The 16,904-nt window shown below is 58.6% G+C and carries 15 protein-coding genes; 8 read left to right on the top strand and 7 right to left on the bottom strand.

From position 1 onward, the window contains the following. Positions 1-34: 34 nt before the first annotated feature. From lysS to AABM55_RS23515, 3 genes are all read left to right on the top strand, one after another. Complete coding sequence (lysS, locus tag AABM55_RS23525) at positions 35-1,537, top strand: lysine--tRNA ligase (protein ID WP_103319564.1); 1,503 nt, start codon at positions 35-37, stop codon at positions 1,535-1,537. 114 nt (positions 1,538-1,651) lie between these two features. After that, complete coding sequence (locus tag AABM55_RS23520; RefSeq protein WP_054598170.1) at positions 1,652-2,356, top strand: TetR/AcrR family transcriptional regulator; 705 nt, start codon at positions 1,652-1,654, stop codon at positions 2,354-2,356. A gap of 42 nt (positions 2,357-2,398) precedes the next feature. Next, positions 2,399-3,676, top strand: a complete 1,278-nt coding sequence (locus AABM55_RS23515) for a flavohemoglobin expression-modulating QEGLA motif protein (RefSeq protein ID WP_054593819.1) — start codon at positions 2,399-2,401, stop codon at positions 3,674-3,676. 75 nt (positions 3,677-3,751) lie between these two features. On the opposite strand, the gene glpD is transcribed toward AABM55_RS23515, so the two are convergent. The 4 genes from glpD to AABM55_RS23495 all read right to left on the bottom strand — a co-directional run bounded on the left by glpD (position 3,752) and on the right by AABM55_RS23495 (position 8,848). Further along, the gene (gene glpD / locus AABM55_RS23510) at positions 3,752-5,290 is read right to left on the bottom strand and encodes a glycerol-3-phosphate dehydrogenase (protein WP_347927898.1); all 1,539 of its coding nucleotides are present in this window, start codon (positions 5,288-5,290) and stop codon (positions 3,752-3,754) included. Positions 5,291-5,562: 272 nt separating this feature from the next. Beyond that, positions 5,563-6,318, bottom strand: a complete 756-nt coding sequence (locus tag AABM55_RS23505) for a DeoR/GlpR family transcriptional regulator (RefSeq protein ID WP_347927897.1) — start codon at positions 6,316-6,318, stop codon at positions 5,563-5,565. A gap of 95 nt (positions 6,319-6,413) precedes the next feature. Next, the gene (glpK, locus tag AABM55_RS23500; RefSeq protein ID WP_054593816.1) at positions 6,414-7,919 is read right to left on the bottom strand and encodes a glycerol kinase GlpK; all 1,506 of its coding nucleotides are present in this window, start codon (positions 7,917-7,919) and stop codon (positions 6,414-6,416) included. Between the two features lie 77 nt (positions 7,920-7,996). Next, positions 7,997-8,848 carry an MIP/aquaporin family protein gene (locus tag AABM55_RS23495; protein ID WP_347927896.1) on the bottom strand — a complete coding sequence of 284 codons (852 nt, stop codon included), beginning with the start codon at positions 8,846-8,848 and terminating at the stop codon, positions 7,997-7,999. Between the two features lie 369 nt (positions 8,849-9,217). Between AABM55_RS23495 and ybaK the strand changes: the two genes are divergently transcribed. Both ybaK and AABM55_RS23485 read left to right on the top strand, forming a co-directional pair. After that, positions 9,218-9,688: a Cys-tRNA(Pro) deacylase gene (gene ybaK, locus AABM55_RS23490; protein WP_054593814.1), complete on the top strand. Its 471-nt coding sequence runs from the start codon at positions 9,218-9,220 to the stop codon at positions 9,686-9,688. A gap of 241 nt (positions 9,689-9,929) precedes the next feature. Further along, complete coding sequence (locus tag AABM55_RS23485) at positions 9,930-10,712, top strand: PhzF family phenazine biosynthesis protein (RefSeq protein WP_347927895.1); 783 nt, start codon at positions 9,930-9,932, stop codon at positions 10,710-10,712. A gap of 150 nt (positions 10,713-10,862) precedes the next feature. Here the strand turns inward: AABM55_RS23485 and AABM55_RS23480 are convergent, their stop codons facing one another. Both AABM55_RS23480 and argF read right to left on the bottom strand, forming a co-directional pair. Then, a complete protein-coding gene (locus tag AABM55_RS23480) occupies positions 10,863-11,972 on the bottom strand; it encodes an ABC transporter ATP-binding protein (RefSeq protein ID WP_347927894.1) in 1,110 nt (369 codons plus the stop codon). Further along, positions 11,969-12,889, bottom strand: a complete 921-nt coding sequence (gene argF, locus AABM55_RS23475; RefSeq protein WP_054593811.1) for an ornithine carbamoyltransferase — start codon at positions 12,887-12,889, stop codon at positions 11,969-11,971. The genes AABM55_RS23480 and argF overlap by 4 nt, the downstream gene beginning before the upstream one ends. Before the next feature lie 415 nt (positions 12,890-13,304). Here argF and AABM55_RS23470 point away from each other — a divergent pair, with 415 nt between their 5' ends. The 3 genes from AABM55_RS23470 to grxD all read left to right on the top strand — a co-directional run bounded on the left by AABM55_RS23470 (position 13,305) and on the right by grxD (position 16,265). Then, positions 13,305-13,595, top strand: a complete 291-nt coding sequence (locus tag AABM55_RS23470; protein ID WP_054593810.1) for a hypothetical protein — start codon at positions 13,305-13,307, stop codon at positions 13,593-13,595. Positions 13,596-13,719: 124 nt separating this feature from the next. After that, positions 13,720-15,828 (top strand): molybdopterin oxidoreductase family protein, encoded by a 2,109-nt coding sequence (locus tag AABM55_RS23465; RefSeq protein ID WP_347927893.1) that lies wholly within the window; start codon positions 13,720-13,722, stop codon positions 15,826-15,828. A gap of 95 nt (positions 15,829-15,923) precedes the next feature. Beyond that, positions 15,924-16,265 (top strand): Grx4 family monothiol glutaredoxin, encoded by a 342-nt coding sequence (grxD, locus tag AABM55_RS23460; RefSeq protein WP_019693361.1) that lies wholly within the window; start codon positions 15,924-15,926, stop codon positions 16,263-16,265. A gap of 106 nt (positions 16,266-16,371) precedes the next feature. On the opposite strand, the gene bfr is transcribed toward grxD, so the two are convergent. Next, positions 16,372-16,845, bottom strand: coding sequence for a bacterioferritin (gene bfr, locus AABM55_RS23455; RefSeq protein ID WP_054593808.1), 474 nt, complete (start codon positions 16,843-16,845; stop codon positions 16,372-16,374). Positions 16,846-16,904: the final 59 nt, after the last annotated feature.

Raw genomic sequence — 16,904 nt, 5'->3', positions numbered from 1 at the left:
GGGGCAACGAACCTGTGATGGAAAATTTAAAGACATGAGCGACCTAGAACTCGATCCGCAAGCCCTGCAACAGGAAGAAAACTCCCTGATCGCCCTGCGCAAGGAAAAGCTTGCTGCCGAGCGCGCCAAGGGCCAGGCCTTCCCGAATGACTTCCGCCGCGACGCCTACTGCGAAGACTTGCAGAAGCAGTACGCGGACAAAACCAAGGAAGAGCTGGCAGAGGCTGCGATCCCGGTCAAGGTTGCCGGTCGTCTCATGCTCAACCGTGGCTCGTTCATGGTGATCCAGGACATGTCCGGGCGCATTCAGGTTTACGTCAACCGTAAAACCCTGTCCGAAGAAACCCTGGCCGCCGTTAAAACCTGGGACCTGGGCGACATCATCGCCGCCGAAGGCACCCTGGCCCGTTCGGGCAAAGGCGACCTGTACGTTGAAATGACCAACGTACGTCTGCTGACCAAATCCCTGCGCCCGTTGCCGGACAAGCACCACGGCCTGTCCGACACCGAGCAGCGCTATCGCCAGCGTTACGTTGACCTGATCGTCAACGAAGACGTGCGCCAGACCTTCCGCGTGCGTTCGCAAGTGATTGCGCACATTCGCAGCTTCCTGATGAAGCGCGACTTCCTGGAAGTCGAAACGCCGATGCTGCAAACCATCCCTGGCGGTGCGGCGGCCAAGCCGTTCGAGACTCACCACAATGCGCTGGATATGCAGATGTTCTTGCGTATCGCGCCGGAGCTGTACCTCAAGCGTCTGGTGGTAGGTGGTTTCGAGAAAGTGTTCGAGATCAACCGCAACTTCCGTAACGAAGGTGTTTCGACTCGTCACAATCCTGAATTCACCATGTTGGAGTTCTACCAGGCCCACGCCGACTACGAAGACAACATGGACCTGACCGAAGAACTGTTCCGCGAACTGGCGCAGCTGGTTCTGGGCAGCACCGACGTGCCGTACGGCGACAAGGTGTTCCACTTCGGTGAGCCGTTCGTGCGTCTCTCGGTGTTCGACTCGATCCTCAAGTACAACCCCGAGCTGACCGCTGACGACCTGACTGACATCGACAAGGCCCGCGCCATCGCCAAGAAGGCCGGCGCCAAAGTGTTGGGCTTCGAAGGTCTGGGCAAGCTGCAGGTAATGATTTTCGAAGAGCTGGTCGAGCACAAGCTGGAGCAGCCGCACTTCATCACCCAGTACCCGTTCGAAGTGTCGCCGCTGGCACGCCGCAACGACGAGAACCCGAACGTCACCGACCGTTTCGAACTGTTCATCGGTGGCCGCGAAATCGCCAACGCCTACTCCGAGTTGAACGACGCGGAAGACCAGGCCGAGCGCTTCATGGCTCAGGTGGCCGACAAGGACGCCGGTGACGACGAAGCCATGCACTACGATGCTGACTTCGTACGCGCGCTGGAGTACGGCATGCCGCCGACTGCCGGTGAAGGTATCGGTATTGACCGACTGGTGATGCTGCTGACCAATTCACCGTCGATTCGCGATGTGATCCTGTTCCCGCACATGCGGCCGCAAGCGTAAATGTTTCAATTAAAAAGCCGCCTATAACAGGCGGCTTTTTATTGCCTGTCTGGTACAAACGTATCAATTGGTTACTTTTGACGTTAGAGAGGAATATCTGTCGTGAATCGTGCATTGGCTCAAGAAGGAGCAGCTGGCATCGCCACTGCGGTTGCTGAAAGCGTTCAGTATCAGGGACGCAAAGCCAGCCGACAGGGAAGCGAGCAGCGTCGACAGGAAATTCTCGATGCAGCGATGCGCATCGTCGTACGCGACGGTGTTCGTGCGGTACGTCACCGCGCCGTGGCCGCCGAAGCGGGTGTGCCGCTGTCGGCGACCACTTACTATTTCAAGGATATCGATGACCTGCTCACCGATACCTTCGCTCAATACGTCGAACGTAGCGCCGCCTACATGGCCAGGTTGTGGGCCAATAACGAAGGCTTGTTGCGCGAGATGGTCATCAGCGGCGACGGCAGCCCCGAGTGCCGCTCACAGTTGGCTGACGACATCGCACGGCTGATGGCGGACTATGTTCACCGGCAATTGATCAACCGCCGCGAGCACCTGATGGCCGAGCAGGCCTTCCGCCAGGAAGCGTTGCTCAACCCGCGCCTGGCGCTGCTGGTGCGCTCGCATCAGCAAATTCTCTTGCAGGGCACTTGCCAGCTTTTCCAGGTATTGGGTTCGCGAGAGCCGCAGCAGGATGCCAAAGTGTTGACGGCGATTATCGGCCGGATGGAATATCAGGGCCTGCTCAACGACGCAGAGCCCGAGGCCGAACAAGAGATGCTCGGCATTCTGACGCGATATATGCACCTGGTGCTGGCGTCGGCCTGATCAAAACACGCGATACGCAACGGTTATCAACAGGAGCACCGGGTGGACGAATACCAGCAGACGATACGCACGTTGTCCGATCGCATAGTGCTGGCGCAGACGCCGATTCGGGTACTCGATGCGGTCAAGTGGGACGACAACATCCGCAAGGGTTTCCTCAAGGCCAAAGGCAAGGAAATGCCGGCGGTGGATCGCGACTACTACCTCAACCGGCCACTGTCCTTTGACTCCAGCAAAGTGAAGCTGGAATTCCAGAACATCGAGCGCGACATCACCCGTCAGCTCGGCCAGTTCAACCCGGTCGGGCAGATCATGCGTCGCATGTGCAAGGAATACCGCATGGTGGTGCGGATGCTCGAAGCACGTGGCACCGAAGATTTCGGGTTGATCTCCCAGGAGCTTTACGGCGCGGCGTCCGATGCGTTCCACGCCGGTGACCCGACCCTGGCCGACCTTGGCCTGATGATGTCCGACTACCTGAACAACATCGATGGCCGGGGCGACCTCAAGGACGAACCGAAGATCCTCACCGCCAAGGAAGCCGTGCACTTGCTGCAAACCCGTTTGAACAAGGTCTTTGGCGAAGCCGAGGAAACCATTCGGGTGTTCGAGTCCGACGGTATTGTCGCGGATGCGGCGGCTGGTGCCGACTACATCAAGATCCGCGCTGACGCGATGTTCAACGAACGTGACGTGCGCGCCCTGGAAGTCCATGAAGGGCTGGTGCATGTCGGCACCACGCTTAACGGTCTGAATCAGCCGATCTGCACTTTCCTTTCCAAAGGTCCACCGTCGTCGACCGTGACCCAGGAGGGGTTGGCGATCCTGATGGAAATCATCACCTTTGCGTCCTATCCGAGTCGCTTGCGCAAACTGACCAACCGTACCCGGGCGATTCACATGGCCGAGGAGGGCGCGGACTTCTTGCAGATCTTCGAGTTCTTCCGCGCTCAAGGCTTCGAGATGGCTGAAAGCTATAGCAATGCCAGTCGGGTTTTCCGCGGTTCGATACCCACTGGTCTGCCATTCACCAAGGACTTGTCCTACCTCAAGGGCTTTATCATGGTTTACAACTACATTCAGTTGGCCGTGCGTAAAGGCAAGCTTGAGCAGATCCCTTTGCTGTTTTGCGGCAAGACCACCCTGGAAGACATGCGCACCCTGCGTCAGTTGGTGGATGAGGGCCTGGTGGAACCACCCAAGTACCTGCCGGACCAGTTCCGTGACATGAACGCCTTGTCGGCCTGGATGTGTTTCTCCAACTTCCTCAACCATCTGAGCCTGGACCGGATCGAAGCGGATTACTCGAACATTTTGTAATGGCGTCGAAAGATCTTCTAAACCAAAGCCCCTGAATCGTGAGATTCAGGGGCTTTGGTTGAGCCGGATTACCGATCAGGCCGCTTCGATCTTGCTGCGGTTCTGCTCGAGCTTGTTCAGGTACAGCTGGACGTTCTCTTGCTCTGCCTGGGTGGTGAACAAACCCAGTTTGCTGCGACGCCAGAGAATGTCGTGAGCGCTGGTGGCCCATTCTTCGCTGCACAGGTAATCGACTTCGCGGGTGTAGAGACCGCCACCGAGGTGTTCGCCCATGTCCTTCAGGCTCTGTACACCTTCAAGCAGGCGCCAGGTACGGCTGCCATAGGTGGTGGCCCAGCGTCGGGCGATTTCCGTCGGCAACCAGTCGAACTTGTCGCGAATCAACGCGCTCAAGGCCTGTGGCGTGGTCATGTCTTCGCCGCCCGGCAGGGTCGCTTGCGCGGTCCAGCTCGGCTTCATGCCCTTGAAGTACGGTGCCAGCTGCGCCATGGCCGACTCGGCCAGTTTGCGGTAGGTGGTCAGTTTGCCACCGAACACCGACAGCAGCGGCGCTTCTTCTGCGCTGCCAGACAGCGCCAGGGTGTAATCGCGGGTCACGGCCGAAGGATTGTCGGATTCGTCGTTGCACAGCGGACGAACGCCGGAATAGGTGTGCAGGATGTCGCTGCGGCTGATTTGTTTCTTGAAGTGCGCGTTGACCACTTTCAGCAGGTAATCGGTCTCGCCTTCGGTGATGGCGACTTTCGCTGGATCGCCGGTGTACTCACGGTCCGTGGTACCAATCAGGGTGAATTGATTGAGGTATGGAATGGTGAACACGATGCGTTGGTCTTCGTTCTGCAAGATATGCGCGTGTTCGCCTTCGTACAGCTTCGGCACGATCAGGTGGCTGCCCTGAATCAGGCGGATGCCGTAAGGCGATTCCATCTTCAGGTCATCACGAATGAACTTGGCGACCCATGGACCGGCAGCATTCACCAGCGCCTTGGCGCGGATCGAGAACAGGCGGCCATCGGTGCGTTCCAGGTTCAACTCCCACAGGCCTTTGCTGCGACGGGCGCTGACACAGCGGGTCTGGGTGTGAACGTGGGCGCCTTTTTCGCGGGCAGCCATGGCATTGAGCACCACCAGACGGGCGTCGTCGACCCAGCAATCGGAGTATTCGAAGCCTTTGGTGATTTCGCTTTTCAGCGCACTGTCGGCCCCGAACTTCAGGCTTTTGGAGCCGGCGAGTTTTTCCCGCTTGCCAAGATGGTCATAAAGGAACAGGCCTGCACGGATCATCCACGCCGGGCGCAGGTGCGGACGGTGTGGCAACACGAAGCGCATTGGCTTGACGATGTGCGGGGCCTTGGCCAACAGCACTTCACGCTCGGCCAAGGCCTCACGCACGAGGCGGAATTCGTAGTGCTCGAGGTAGCGCAGGCCGCCGTGGATCAGCTTGCTGCTGGCGGACGAGGTATGACTGGCCAGATCGTCCTTTTCGCAAAGGAACACCGAAAGACCGCGACCGGCGGCATCCGCTGCAATCCCCACACCGTTTATCCCACCACCAATGACGGCGATATCGTAGACCTCGGCAAGAGGGGGCATAGGTAAGGTTGAAGTGGGCATCGGCTGGCCTCGGGGTACTTTCTATATTTGAATTCGAACATTAATGTTCATTTGCGAAAATAGTAGCGCATAAATCCAGGCGCAACCAGTCGGCTTCGATTGAAAATTCTGATCGAAGAGAGGGGAAAGGAAAATTTTCGAACATTGAAAGCAGATGCGATGGGGAGTGGGTCGCAGATATTGTAGGGGCACGGCTTACCGGCGATGGCGTTCTTGAGTAGGCCATCGCTGGCAAGCCGTGCTCCTACAGTCGTTTAACCGCGTTCCGCGGTTTAAACGACTTCCAGCCGAATCTTGTGCTGGCTCAGCAGTTGCGCCAATGCCGGAACCGGCGCGTGGTCGGTCACCAGGCAGTCGATCAGGCTGATCGGTCCCAGGCGGACCATGGCGTTGCGGCCGAACTTGCTGGAGTCTGCTGCCAGCAGGACTTGCCGGGCGTTGGCGATGATCGCCTGGGAGACCCGTACTTCCTGGTAGTCAAAGTCGAGCAGGCTGCCGTCTTCATCGATACCACTGATGCCGACCAGCGCAAAGTCGACCTTGAACTGGTTGATGAAGTCGACGCAGGCCTGACCGACTACGCCGCCATCACGGCGCACGTTGCCACCGGCCAGCAGGACTTCGAAGTCATCCTTGGCGCTGAGGATCGAGGCGACGTGCAGGTTATTGGTGATCACCTTGAGATAGTTGTGATTGAGCAGCGCCCGGGCAATGGATTCGGTGGTGGTACCGATATTGATGAACAGCGAGGCGTGATCGGGGATTTGTGCGGCGATAGCTTCGGCGATGCGCTGTTTCTCATCGCGCATCTGATCGGCGCGCATGGCGTAGGCGGTGTTTTCGACACTTGAATCGTAAGCGGCGCCGCCATGATAGCGACGCAGCAAATTCACTTCCGCCAATTGATTGATGTCGCGGCGGATGGTCTGTGGTGTAACAACAAATAGCTGAGCCATTTCCTCGATGCTGACGTAGCCGCGTTCGCGAACCAGTTCGAGGATTTGCTGCTGACGGGGAGGCAGATTCATAGGGCTTCCTTTGGGCTGCCGTGCAAAATTTGCCCATGATGCCGTACGAATCACCTCCCTACCAGTTACATACCGATACGAATCCGCTACTTGGCTTATTCAGCGCCTTCGTGCGGTTCCCAGTCGCGGGTGCGGCTGACGGCTTTTTTCCAGCCGGCGTAGAGTTTTTCCTTTGCCGTTTCGTCCAGTTGCGGGTCGAACTCGCGCTCGATCACTGCCTTGCCGCGCAGTTCGTCCAGGCTGCCCCAGAAGCCGCAGGCCAGGCCGGCCAGGTAGGCGGCGCCCAGTGCAGTGGTTTCACGCATTTGCGGGCGCTCGACCTTGGTGCCGAGGATGTCCGCCTGGAATTGCATCAGGAAGTTGTTGGCGACCGCACCGCCGTCTACGCGCAGAGCTTTGAGTCGTTCGCCGGAGTCGTGTTGCATGGCGTCGAGTACGTCGCGGGTCTGGTAGGCAATCGACTCCAGTGCGGCACGAATGATGTGATCGACGCGTACGCCGCGAGTCAGGCCGAACAGTGCGCCACGGGCATACGGGTCCCAGTACGGGGCGCCGAGGCCGGTGAAGGCGGGTACCAGGTACACGCCGTTGCTGTCCTTGACCTTGTTGGCGAAGTATTCGGTGTCGTGAGCGTCGTTGATGATCTTCAGCTCGTCGCGCAGCCACTGAACGGTGGAGCCGCCGTTGAACACCGCGCCTTCCAGTGCGTAGGCCACTTCGCCGCGTGGGCCGCAGGCGATGGTGGTGAGCATGCCGTGCCGGGATTTAACCGCTTTGTCGCCGGTGTTCATCAGCAGGAAGCAGCCGGTGCCGTAGGTGTTTTTTGCCTGGCCCGGTTCAACGCACATCTGGCCGAATAGCGCGGCCTGTTGGTCACCGGCAATACCGCCGATGGCGATGCCGCTTTTGGTGTGGCCATAGATTTCCGATGACGACTTGACCTCCGGGAGCATCTCACGCGGGATGTCCAGCACTTCGAGCATCTTCGCGTCCCACTCCAGGGTGTGGATGTTGAAGAGCATGGTGCGCGAGGCGTTGGTGTAGTCGGTGACGTGGGTCTTGCCGCCGGTAAATTTCCAGATCAGCCAGCTGTCGACGGTGCCGAACAGCAGCTCGCCTTTGCGTGCGCGTTCGCGGCTGCCTTCGACGTTGTCGAGGATCCACTTGAGTTTGGTGCCGGAGAAGTACGGGTCGGTGACCAGGCCAGTGGTTTCGCTGATGTACTGCTCAAAGCCGTCGCGCTTGAGTTGCTGGCAGATTTCGGTGCTGCGGCGGCACTGCCAGACGATTGCGTTGTAGATCGGCCGGCCAGTGGTCTTGTCCCAGACCACAGTGGTTTCACGCTGGTTGGTGATGCCGATGGCCGCTACCTGATCGTGATGCAGGCCGGCTTGCGCCAGGGCTTCGACCATCACGGCGCTTTGGGTGGCGAAGATTTCCATCGGGTCGTGTTCGACCCAGCCGGCCTGCGGGTAATGCTGGGCGAATTCACGTTGCGCAGTGCAGACCACGTTGGCGTCACGGTCGAAAATGATCGCCCGGGAGCTGGTCGTACCCTGATCGAGGGCAATGATGTAGTTCTTATTCTGAATGTCGGTCATGTCGATTGCCTTGGACGAAATAAAGGAGTGGGTTGGGGCGCGTGATCAATGGTGGGCAGGATCGCGCGCCGCCGTTTTCAGGAGATTCGTGCTTTGCCGTCAATGGCGGGTTCTGCATCCTTTGTAGCAGGTATGGCGATCGGTAGATGGCGGGCAATCAGCCCGCGATAGGCCGCAGCGCCGAGGCAGGCACCCAGGATCGGTGCAAAAATCGGAATCAGGAAGTACGGAATATCACGGCCGCCAGTGAAGGAAATTTCACCCCAGCCAGCGAAGAAAGTCATCAGCTTAGGACCGAAGTCTCGCGCGGGGTTCATCGCAAAACCGGTCAGCGGGCCCATCGAGCTACCAATAACGGCGATCAGCAAGCCGATCAACAGTGGCGCCAACGGGCCTTTAGGCAGGCCATTGTTGTCGTCGGTCAGGGACATGATCACGCCCATCAGGATCGCGGTGATGATCACCTCCACCAGAAACGCCTGGGTTGTCGACAGGGCAGGGTTCGGGAACGTGGAGAACACCGAGGCCAGTTCGAGGCTGGCTTGTGTGCCACGAACCATCTGGTGAGTTTGTTCGAAATCGAAGAACAGGTTGCTGTAAAGCGTGTAAACCAACAACGCTGCGCAGAAGGCACCAGCGACCTGGGAGAAGATGTAGAGCGGCAGTTTACGCTTCTCGAAATCAGCGAATATGCACAGCGCGATGCTGACGGCCGGGTTCAGGTGAGCGCCGGAAACACCTGCGGTCAGGTAGATCGCCATGCTGACGCCGATCCCCCAGATGATGCTGATTTCCCAAAGTCCAAAGCTGGCACCCGCGACTTTGAGCGCGGCAACACAGCCAGTACCAAAAAAAATCAATAAGGCAGTACCCAGGAACTCGGCCATGCATTGGCTCGAGAGCGATGGTTGTTGCGATGCAGTTGTCATTGAAAACCTCGTTTTTGTTGTTGTTGGGCGCTCTTCTCGAAATGGTCAGGGCGCGATTTTCACCGAGGCAGGATCCCCATCCTGGTCTCGGCCTACTGCCGGGTACTACGCAGAAACGTTTATGCATTATTCAGATTCGAAAAAATATAGACAAGAAATGCTGATGTCAAAGGTCGAAAGTGAACCATCGGTCATATTTAAACTATTGGTCAGCTGAATGATCATTTGGATGGGCTCGGGAGATGGCTGGATTTTGTCCTGCGTTTGCTTATTCCTGAGCGGGTAGGGGCCGGTAATAGAGCCTTTTGCTCGGTGATGGCCTAGAATCCAGCGCAGTATTTTTCTGCTATCGCCAGGCTTGGAGCTGCCATGACCCCCGCATTGGATCTGTTGAAAAAAGTTCGTGCCGAACATCGCGTGCACAGTTATGAACATGATCCGAAGGCTGCGTCCTACGGTCTGGAGGCAGCGGAAAAGCTCGGGCTGGATCCGGCGCAAGTGTTCAAAACGCTGTTGGCCGCGAGTGAGAAGGGGGAGTTGCTGGTGGCCGTCGTACCGGTCGTCGGAAGTCTGGACTTGAAAGCGCTGGCGCATGCCGCCGGGGTGAAGAAAGTCGAAATGGCTGATCCCGCCGCCGCGCAACGGGCCACCGGTTACTTGCTGGGGGGCATCAGCCCGTTAGGGCAGAAGAAGCGTTTGCGCACGTTCATCGATAACAGTGCGCAGCCTTTCGCGAGTATTTACGTCAGCGCTGGCCGGCGTGGCCTTGAGGTCGAGTTGGCAGCGACGGTGCTGGCCGAGCACACCCAAGCCAAATTCGCCGATATCGGCCGGGCCTGACCACCGCGCTGTATGGTGAAAATCGGCAGGTTCTGTCTCTGGTAGCCGGGTAATGGCCGTTGCATGCTCGCCTTCGCCTAGGCCCTGTACGAAAACTGCCTGCACGTCGACCAGGCTGCGTTAAAAACAGGCTCGGAATGCTCATTTAGGGGCCTAAACTCCGCTTCCTCGCCTGTTTTTGCCTTGCCTGATCGCCGTTCGGCGAGTTTTCGTACAGGCCCTAACAAGAAGGAGAACACTCATGCAGCTAGCGTTTCATCAGGTCGACGCGTTCAGTGACCAACCGTTCAGTGGCAATCCGGCAATGGTCTATCGGCTCGACGCCTGGCTCGCTGATGAGCTGATGCAAAAAATAGCCGCTGAACACAACCTTGCCGAAACTGCGTTTGTGGTGCGTGAGGCGCAAGGCTGGCGTATCCGCTGGTTCACGCCGACCACCGAAGTACCGTTGTGCGGCCATGCGACGCTGGCCAGTGCTTATGTGTTGTTCGAGGTCTATAAAGAACCGGTCGAGCGCCTGGACTTCATCAGTAAGTCCGGCCCCTTGAGTGTGCGTCGGGAAGGCGAGCGGCTGTGGCTGGACTTTCCGGCGATTGAACTGCGCGAAGTCGGCGTGACCCTCGAGGTGCAGCGGGCGCTGGGCGTGCAGGCAATTGATGTGCTGGGTTCCAACGAATTGTTCGTGGTGCTGGAGTCGGAGCAGGCGGTGCTCGATTGCCAGCCGGACATGGCCGCGCTGGCGAAGCTGCCTTGGCCCGGCGCGATCGTGACTGCGCCGGGTTCGCGGCATGATTTCGTCTCGCGGTACTTCGCACCGGCCATCGGTATCAACGAAGACCCGGTCACCGGCTCGACTCATTGCAGTCTGATTCCGTACTGGGCGCAGCGTTTGGATAAATCGAGCCTGACGGCGTATCAGTGTTCGGCGCGGGGCGGGGCGTTGTTTTGCCGCCTGGAAGGGGATCGGGTGAAGATCGGGGGTAACGCGACGCTGGTGGCCAGCGGGACGTTGATGATGGGTTAACTCATCAATCAGTGTGTGAGTGCGGGCCGGCTTTTGTGGGAGCTGGCTTGCCTGCGATGGCATCAACTCGTTTCGGCACTAAACCGAGTCGCCTGCATCGCGGGCAAGCCCGGCTCCCACAAAAGCCGCTTCCACATTAGTCCGTATTGTTCAATGCGCAGCGCTGTACCGACGAACCCCGGACTCTACCGCCGGAATGTGCGCTGCCGTGCTGCCTGAGGCCTGGAACAGCACCAGGTGTTCGGCGGCCACGCGAATGCCGACATCGGCGCCGACCAGATGGTCGGCATGGCTCGGAAAGATCGATTCCAGTTGGCTGCCGGTCGGTAGCTGCAAGCGATACAACGTCGACGCACCCAGAAAGGTCTTGCCAACGATCCGTGCCTTCAGTGGGCTGTCGGGCGCGTAAACGATATCGTCGGGGCGCAGCAACACATCCACGGCGCCACCGGCAGGCCAGGTGTACGCGCGATTACCGCGCAGCACACCCAGTTCGGTCTGCACCGATTCCGGGGTCTGCAACTGACCGCGAATGAAATAACCCTGACCGATAAAGCTCGCCACAAACGGTGTTTGCGGTTCGTGGTAGAGGTTGTAAGGCGTGTCCCACTGCTCCAGTCGACCCTCCTTGAACACGCCAACCTGATCGCTGACGGCAAAGGCTTCTTCCTGGTCGTGAGTCACCAGAATCGCACTGGTGCCGCGAGCCTTGAGGATGTCCCGGACTTCATGGCTGAGCTTGCGGCGTAATTCGCCATCGAGGTTGGAGAACGGTTCGTCGAGCAACAGCAGTTGCGGCTCCGGTGCCAACGCCCGGGCCAGTGCCACGCGCTGTTGCTGGCCGCCGGAAAGTTCGTGCGGGAAGCGCTTGCCGAGGTGCTTCAGGTTGACCAGTTCAAGCATCTCTTCGGTGACCCGATCCTTCTGTGGATGCTTGCGAATGCCAAAGGCGATGTTCTCGGCCACGCTCAGGTGCGGGAACAGCGCATAGTCCTGGAACACCATGCCGATTCGGCGTTTTTCCGGCGCGAGGGTGAAACCGGCGCTGGAGATGGTTTCACCGGCCAGCTGGATTTCCCCTTCGTGAATCGGTTCAAAGCCTGCAATCGCCCGCAGAGTGGTGGTCTTGCCGCAGCCGGACGAGCCGAGCAGGCAACCGATGTCACCGGCATTGAGGTGCAGGTTGAGGTTCTGGACGACCCGCTGGTCTTGATAGCCGCAGGCCAGATTACGCAGGTTCAGCAGTAATGAATGACTCATGCGTGGTGATATGAAGGCGGAACGAGAAACTCGAGCAGGGCTTTTTGCGCATGCAGACGGTTCTCGGCCTGATCCCAGGCAACCGAACGCGGGTCGTCGAGCAGATCGAGGCTGATTTCTTCACCTCGGTGCGCGGGCAGGCAGTGCATGAACAATACATCCGCGGCGGCCAGATCGAGCAGGGCACGATTAACCTGGAACGGTGCGAACAGCTTGAGGCGCTTGGCGGTTTCCTCTTCCTGGCCCATGGAGGTCCAGACGTCGGTGCTGACCAGATGAGCGCCGCGTACCGCTTCCCGAGGATCGCGGACGATAGTCACCCGATCACCGGCCTTGGCCACGAACTCAGGGTTTGGCTCATAGCCTTCAGGGCAGGCGATGCGCAACTGGAAGTCGAACTGGATGGCGGCTTCTATATAGCTGTTGCACATGTTGTTGCCGTCGCCGATCCAGGCCACGGTCTTGCCCTGGATCGAGCCGCGATGCTCAAGAAAGGTCTGCATGTCGGCCAGCAACTGGCACGGGTGCAGGTCATCGGACAGGCCGTTGATGACGGGCACGCGCGAGTTGGCGGCGAATTCGGTCAGGGTGCTGTGGGCGAAGGTACGGATCATCACCGCGTCGAGCATGCGCGACATGACGATGGCGCAGTCGCCGATCGGTTCGCCGCGACCCAGTTGGGTGTCACGGGGTGACAGGAAAATCGCCTGGCCGCCCAGCTGGATCATGCCGGCTTCAAACGACAGCCGGGTGCGCGTCGAGGATTTCTCGAAGATCATCCCGAGTACGCGATTTTTCAACGGCTCGAACAGTACGCCGCGGTTACGCAGGTCTTTGAGCTCAATGCCTCGACGGATCACGCTGACCAGCTCTTCGGGCGTGCAATCCATCAGGGAGAGAAAGTGCCTTGCGCTCATCATTGACTACCTTTTTGCAACAGACCGCAGATACTCAAAGCCTTGTTTAACTGAAAAACGGGCGAGACCTGCGGCGTAAGCCGCACGAGGCGACGAAATAGGGGAAGGCGCGATCTTATAATTAAATGTCGCGTCTTACCAATAGGGCTACGGTTTTTAGGGGATTTAAGAGAGCCTGCGGGATAACCGCAGTAGCGCTTTTGAAGCCTGTTTCCTGACAGTAGCAACCCCTTTGTACACTGCCCTCGCGCGCCTTGGCAATCAAGCGGGGCGGGCAAAGTACGGTCTCGGTCGGTTTCTGACCTGTCGGACAGGGTAGTTGCAGGCAGGATCCAGCCTGCCTCCGCTTGAAACATTTGCTAATGCAAAGTGCTGGGTTATAACTAAGTCACGAGTGACAGAGGAAGCCTATGGAATGGAATCGAAAGAACAGCAATTGTTAGAGCTGCTGGGCCTCACGGCACGCACCCTGACTCACCTGACCGCTTCCATGACCTCAATGTCCTTTGAGTTGATGCGCAGCGAGGATGAGGTGACCAAGGCTGCAGGTCGACGGATGATCGACCGCATGGCCACCGTCAGCGCCGGGCTCGACGAGCACTGGCGCCTGATTGGCGAACTCACGGGCGTGCACATTGCCCAGGAACAGATCGAAACCATCCAAGAAATCCAGCTTCAAGCGCCCTCCAGGCTTCCCCAAGGCTAATATCGGCGGGCCTGATGGGCCTCGATTCACAAGACGAACGTCGCTGGCGCAGCGCTCGGTCACAGCCCATAGTTTTGTTCCCGCAACCGGATGCCGGTTGTCTCGAATAAAACAGAGAATGGCCATGACCAAGACTCTTCATCACCGTGCCTGCCACCTGTGTGAAGCCATTTGCGGCTTGACCATCGAAACCACTGCAACCGAAGACGCTGGCGTGCAAATCACCTCGATCAAGGGTGATCCGCAGGACAGCTTCAGTCGCGGTCATATCTGCCCCAAGGCCGTGGCGCTGCAAGATATCCAGAACGATCCCGACCGCCTGCGACAGCCGATGCTGCGGGTCGGCAGCGAGTGGCAAGCGATCGCCTGGGACGAGGCATTTGCACTGGTGGCCGAACGCCTGTCGGCGATTCAGGAGCGCCATGGCCAGAACGCCGTCGCGGTTTATCAGGGCAATCCCAGCGTGCACAACTATGGGTTGATGACCCACAGCAATTACTTCCTTGGCTTGCTGAAAACCCGCAACCGTTTCTCTGCAACCTCGGTCGATCAGTTACCTCAGCATCTCACCAGCCATTTGATGTACGGCCATGGTTTGCTGTTGCCGATTCCTGACATCGATCACACCGATTTCATGCTGATCCTGGGCGGCAATCCGCTGGCCTCCAACGGCAGCATCATGACCGTGCCGGATGTCGAAAAGCGCTTGAAGGCGATTCGGGCCCGGGGCGGCAAAGTGGTGGTGGTCGATCCGCGTCGCAGCGAAACGGCAGCGATTGCCGATCAACATATATTTGTCCGTCCAGGCGGTGATGCGGCGCTGTTATTCGGGTTGCTCAATACCGTGTTCGCCGAAGGCTTGAGCCGCGACAGTCATTTGCCGGTAGACGGGCTGGAGGAGGTTCGTCAGGCCGTCGCATCCTTTAGTGCCGAGGCCATGAGCCCGCTGTGCGCCGTGCCGGCCGAGCAGATTCGTCAGTTGGCGCGAGACTTCGCCAGCGCGAAAACTGCCGTGTGTTATGGCCGTATGGGCGTTTCGACCCAGGCGTTCGGCACCTTGTGTCATTGGCTGGTGCAACTGCTAAATCTGGTTACCGGCAACCTGGATCGGGTCGGCGGCGCGCTGTGCACCGAGCCTGCGGTTGACCTGGTGGCGTCGACCTCGGGCGGGCATTTCAATCGCTGGCAAAGCCGCGTGTCTGGCCGTCCGGAATACGCCGGTGAGTTGCCGGTGTCGGCTCTGGCCGAAGAGATGCTCACTGAAGGTGAAGGGCAGGTGCGGGCGTTGATTACCGTGGCCGGTAACCCGGTGTTGTCTACACCCAATGGTCGACAACTGGAGCAGGCGCTGGACGGGCTGGAATTCATGCTCAGCATCGACCTGTATATCAACGAGACCACGCGTTATGCCGACTTGATTCTGCCGTCGACCTCGGCGCTGGAAAACGATCACTACGACACCACGTTCAATATGTTCGCGGTGCGCAACGTCAGCCGTTTCAACCGGGCAATCCTGCCCAAGCCCGACGGTGCGCTGCACGATTGGGAGATTTTCGTCGGCCTGGCCCAGGCCTTTGCGGCGAAAACCGGCAAAGAGCTGAAGCCGACGATGCCCCCGGCGAAGATGATCGACCTCGGTTTGCGAGCCGGGCGCTATGGTGATGCGTCGCCGCACAAACTGTCGGTGGCGACCTTGTTCGATCATCCTCACGGGGTCGATCTGGGCGCTCTTCAGGCAAACCTGGCGCCACGTCTGAAAACCGCCAACCAGCGCGTGCAGGCGGCGCCACCGGCGATCCTGGCTGATCTTGCACGATTTTCCGCATTGCAGGCACCGGTTGCCGATGAGCTATTGATGATCGGCCGCCGCCATGTGCGCAGCAATAACTCGTGGATGCATAACTACCACCGTCTGGTGAAAGGTAAACCGCGTCATCAGTTGCTGATGCACCCGGACGATCTTTCCAGTCGCGGGCTCAGCGATGGGCAACGGGTGCGGGTCAGTTCACGGGTCGGGGTGATCGAAGTCGAAGTGCTGAGCAGTGTCGAGATGATGAAAGGCGTGGTCAGCCTGCCGCACGGTTGGGGCCATGCCCGGCCGGGCGTGCAGATGACCATTGCCATGGGCCAACCAGGCTCCAGCGCCAATGACCTGACCGATGAGCGCCAGCTCGATGAGTTGTCAGGAAACGCGGCGCTTAATGGTGTACCGGTGACCGTCGCGGCAGCGTAAGTGTCTGTCGGGGAGACCGAGCATGGCGCTCGGCTTTCCGTTACAATGCGTCACCGTGCCGACAACTGAGTCGGAAAGTTCAGCCGAGGTGCTTCATGGATATCATCGAAACTATTAAAGAGCAGATTGCTAACAACACCATTCTGCTTTACATGAAAGGCTCGCCGAATGCCCCACAGTGTGGCTTCTCCGCGAAAGCCGCTCAGGCCGTCATGGGCTGTGGTGAGAAGTTCGCTTACGTGGACATCCTGCAGAACCCGGAAATCCGTGCCAACCTGCCAAAGTACGCCAACTGGCCAACCTTCCCGCAATTGTGGGTTGCTGGTGAGCTGGTCGGTGGTAGCGACATCATGACTGAAATGGCCGCTGACGGTTCGTTGCAGGCCCTGATCAAAGACGCTGCGGCCAAAGCTGCTGCTGGCAAGACCGAAGCCTGATTTATAGGCAGAAGCGGCCGTCCGGCCGCTCCTGCTGGTAATAAAAAGCCCCGCCTCTCGTAAGAGGGCGGGGCTTTTTATTGAGTCGAGATTAGCGCTGTAGAAGTTATTCGTCGCCCATCTGCGATTGCAGATAGTTCTCAAGACCGACTTTATCGATCAGGCTCAGTTGAGTTTCCAGCCAGTCGATATGTTCTTCTTCGGATTCGAGAATATCTTCGAGCAGTTCACGGCTGCCGAAGTCCCCGACGGTTTCGCAATGAGCGATAGCCACTTTGAGGTCGGCATGGCCGGTACGCTCGATGCTCAGGTCGCACTCAAGCATTTCCTTGGTGTGCTCGCCGATGTGCAGCTTGCCCAGGTCCTGGACGTTTGGCAGGCCTTCGAGGAACAGGATGCGCTTGATCAGCTTGTCCGCGTGTTTCATCTCGTCGATGGATTCGTGGTACTCGTGCTTGCCGAGCTTGTTCAGGCCCCAATCTTCATACATGCGCGCATGCAGGAAATACTGATTGATTGCGACCAGCTCATTGCCAAGAATCTTGTTGAGGTGCTGGATAACCGTGATGTCGCCTTTCATGTGGGGTCCTGCCCTTTAATTACCCTATTAAGCGGCGAAGTTTGAGCCGGGCAGTTGTT

The organism is Pseudomonas helvetica, from assembly GCF_039908645.1.
In the GTDB taxonomy this organism is placed as follows: domain Bacteria; phylum Pseudomonadota; class Gammaproteobacteria; order Pseudomonadales; family Pseudomonadaceae; genus Aquipseudomonas; species Aquipseudomonas helvetica.
The sequence above is the reverse complement of the archived record's forward strand: the minus strand, read 5'-3'. Positions and strand labels throughout refer to the sequence as shown.

Coding starts and splice junctions, on each gene's coding strand:
- lysS (WP_103319564.1), top strand. CDS start 35: ATGAGCGACCTAGAACTCGATCCGCAAGCCCTGCAACAGGAAGAAAAC.
- glpD (WP_347927898.1), bottom strand. CDS start 5,290: ATGCCCACTTCAACCTTACCTATGCCCCCTCTTGCCGAGGTCTACGAT.
- AABM55_RS23505 (WP_347927897.1), bottom strand. CDS start 6,318: ATGAATCTGCCTCCCCGTCAGCAGCAAATCCTCGAACTGGTTCGCGAA.
- glpK (WP_054593816.1), bottom strand. CDS start 7,919: ATGACCGACATTCAGAATAAGAACTACATCATTGCCCTCGATCAGGGT.
- AABM55_RS23495 (WP_347927896.1), bottom strand. CDS start 8,848: ATGACAACTGCATCGCAACAACCATCGCTCTCGAGCCAATGCATGGCC.
- ybaK (WP_054593814.1), top strand. CDS start 9,218: ATGACCCCCGCATTGGATCTGTTGAAAAAAGTTCGTGCCGAACATCGC.
- AABM55_RS23485 (WP_347927895.1), top strand. CDS start 9,930: ATGCAGCTAGCGTTTCATCAGGTCGACGCGTTCAGTGACCAACCGTTC.
- AABM55_RS23480 (WP_347927894.1), bottom strand. CDS start 11,972: ATGAGTCATTCATTACTGCTGAACCTGCGTAATCTGGCCTGCGGCTAT.
- argF (WP_054593811.1), bottom strand. CDS start 12,889: ATGAGCGCAAGGCACTTTCTCTCCCTGATGGATTGCACGCCCGAAGAG.
- AABM55_RS23470 (WP_054593810.1), top strand. CDS start 13,305: ATGGAATCGAAAGAACAGCAATTGTTAGAGCTGCTGGGCCTCACGGCA.
- AABM55_RS23465 (WP_347927893.1), top strand. CDS start 13,720: ATGACCAAGACTCTTCATCACCGTGCCTGCCACCTGTGTGAAGCCATT.
- grxD (WP_019693361.1), top strand. CDS start 15,924: ATGGATATCATCGAAACTATTAAAGAGCAGATTGCTAACAACACCATT.
- bfr (WP_054593808.1), bottom strand. CDS start 16,845: ATGAAAGGCGACATCACGGTTATCCAGCACCTCAACAAGATTCTTGGC.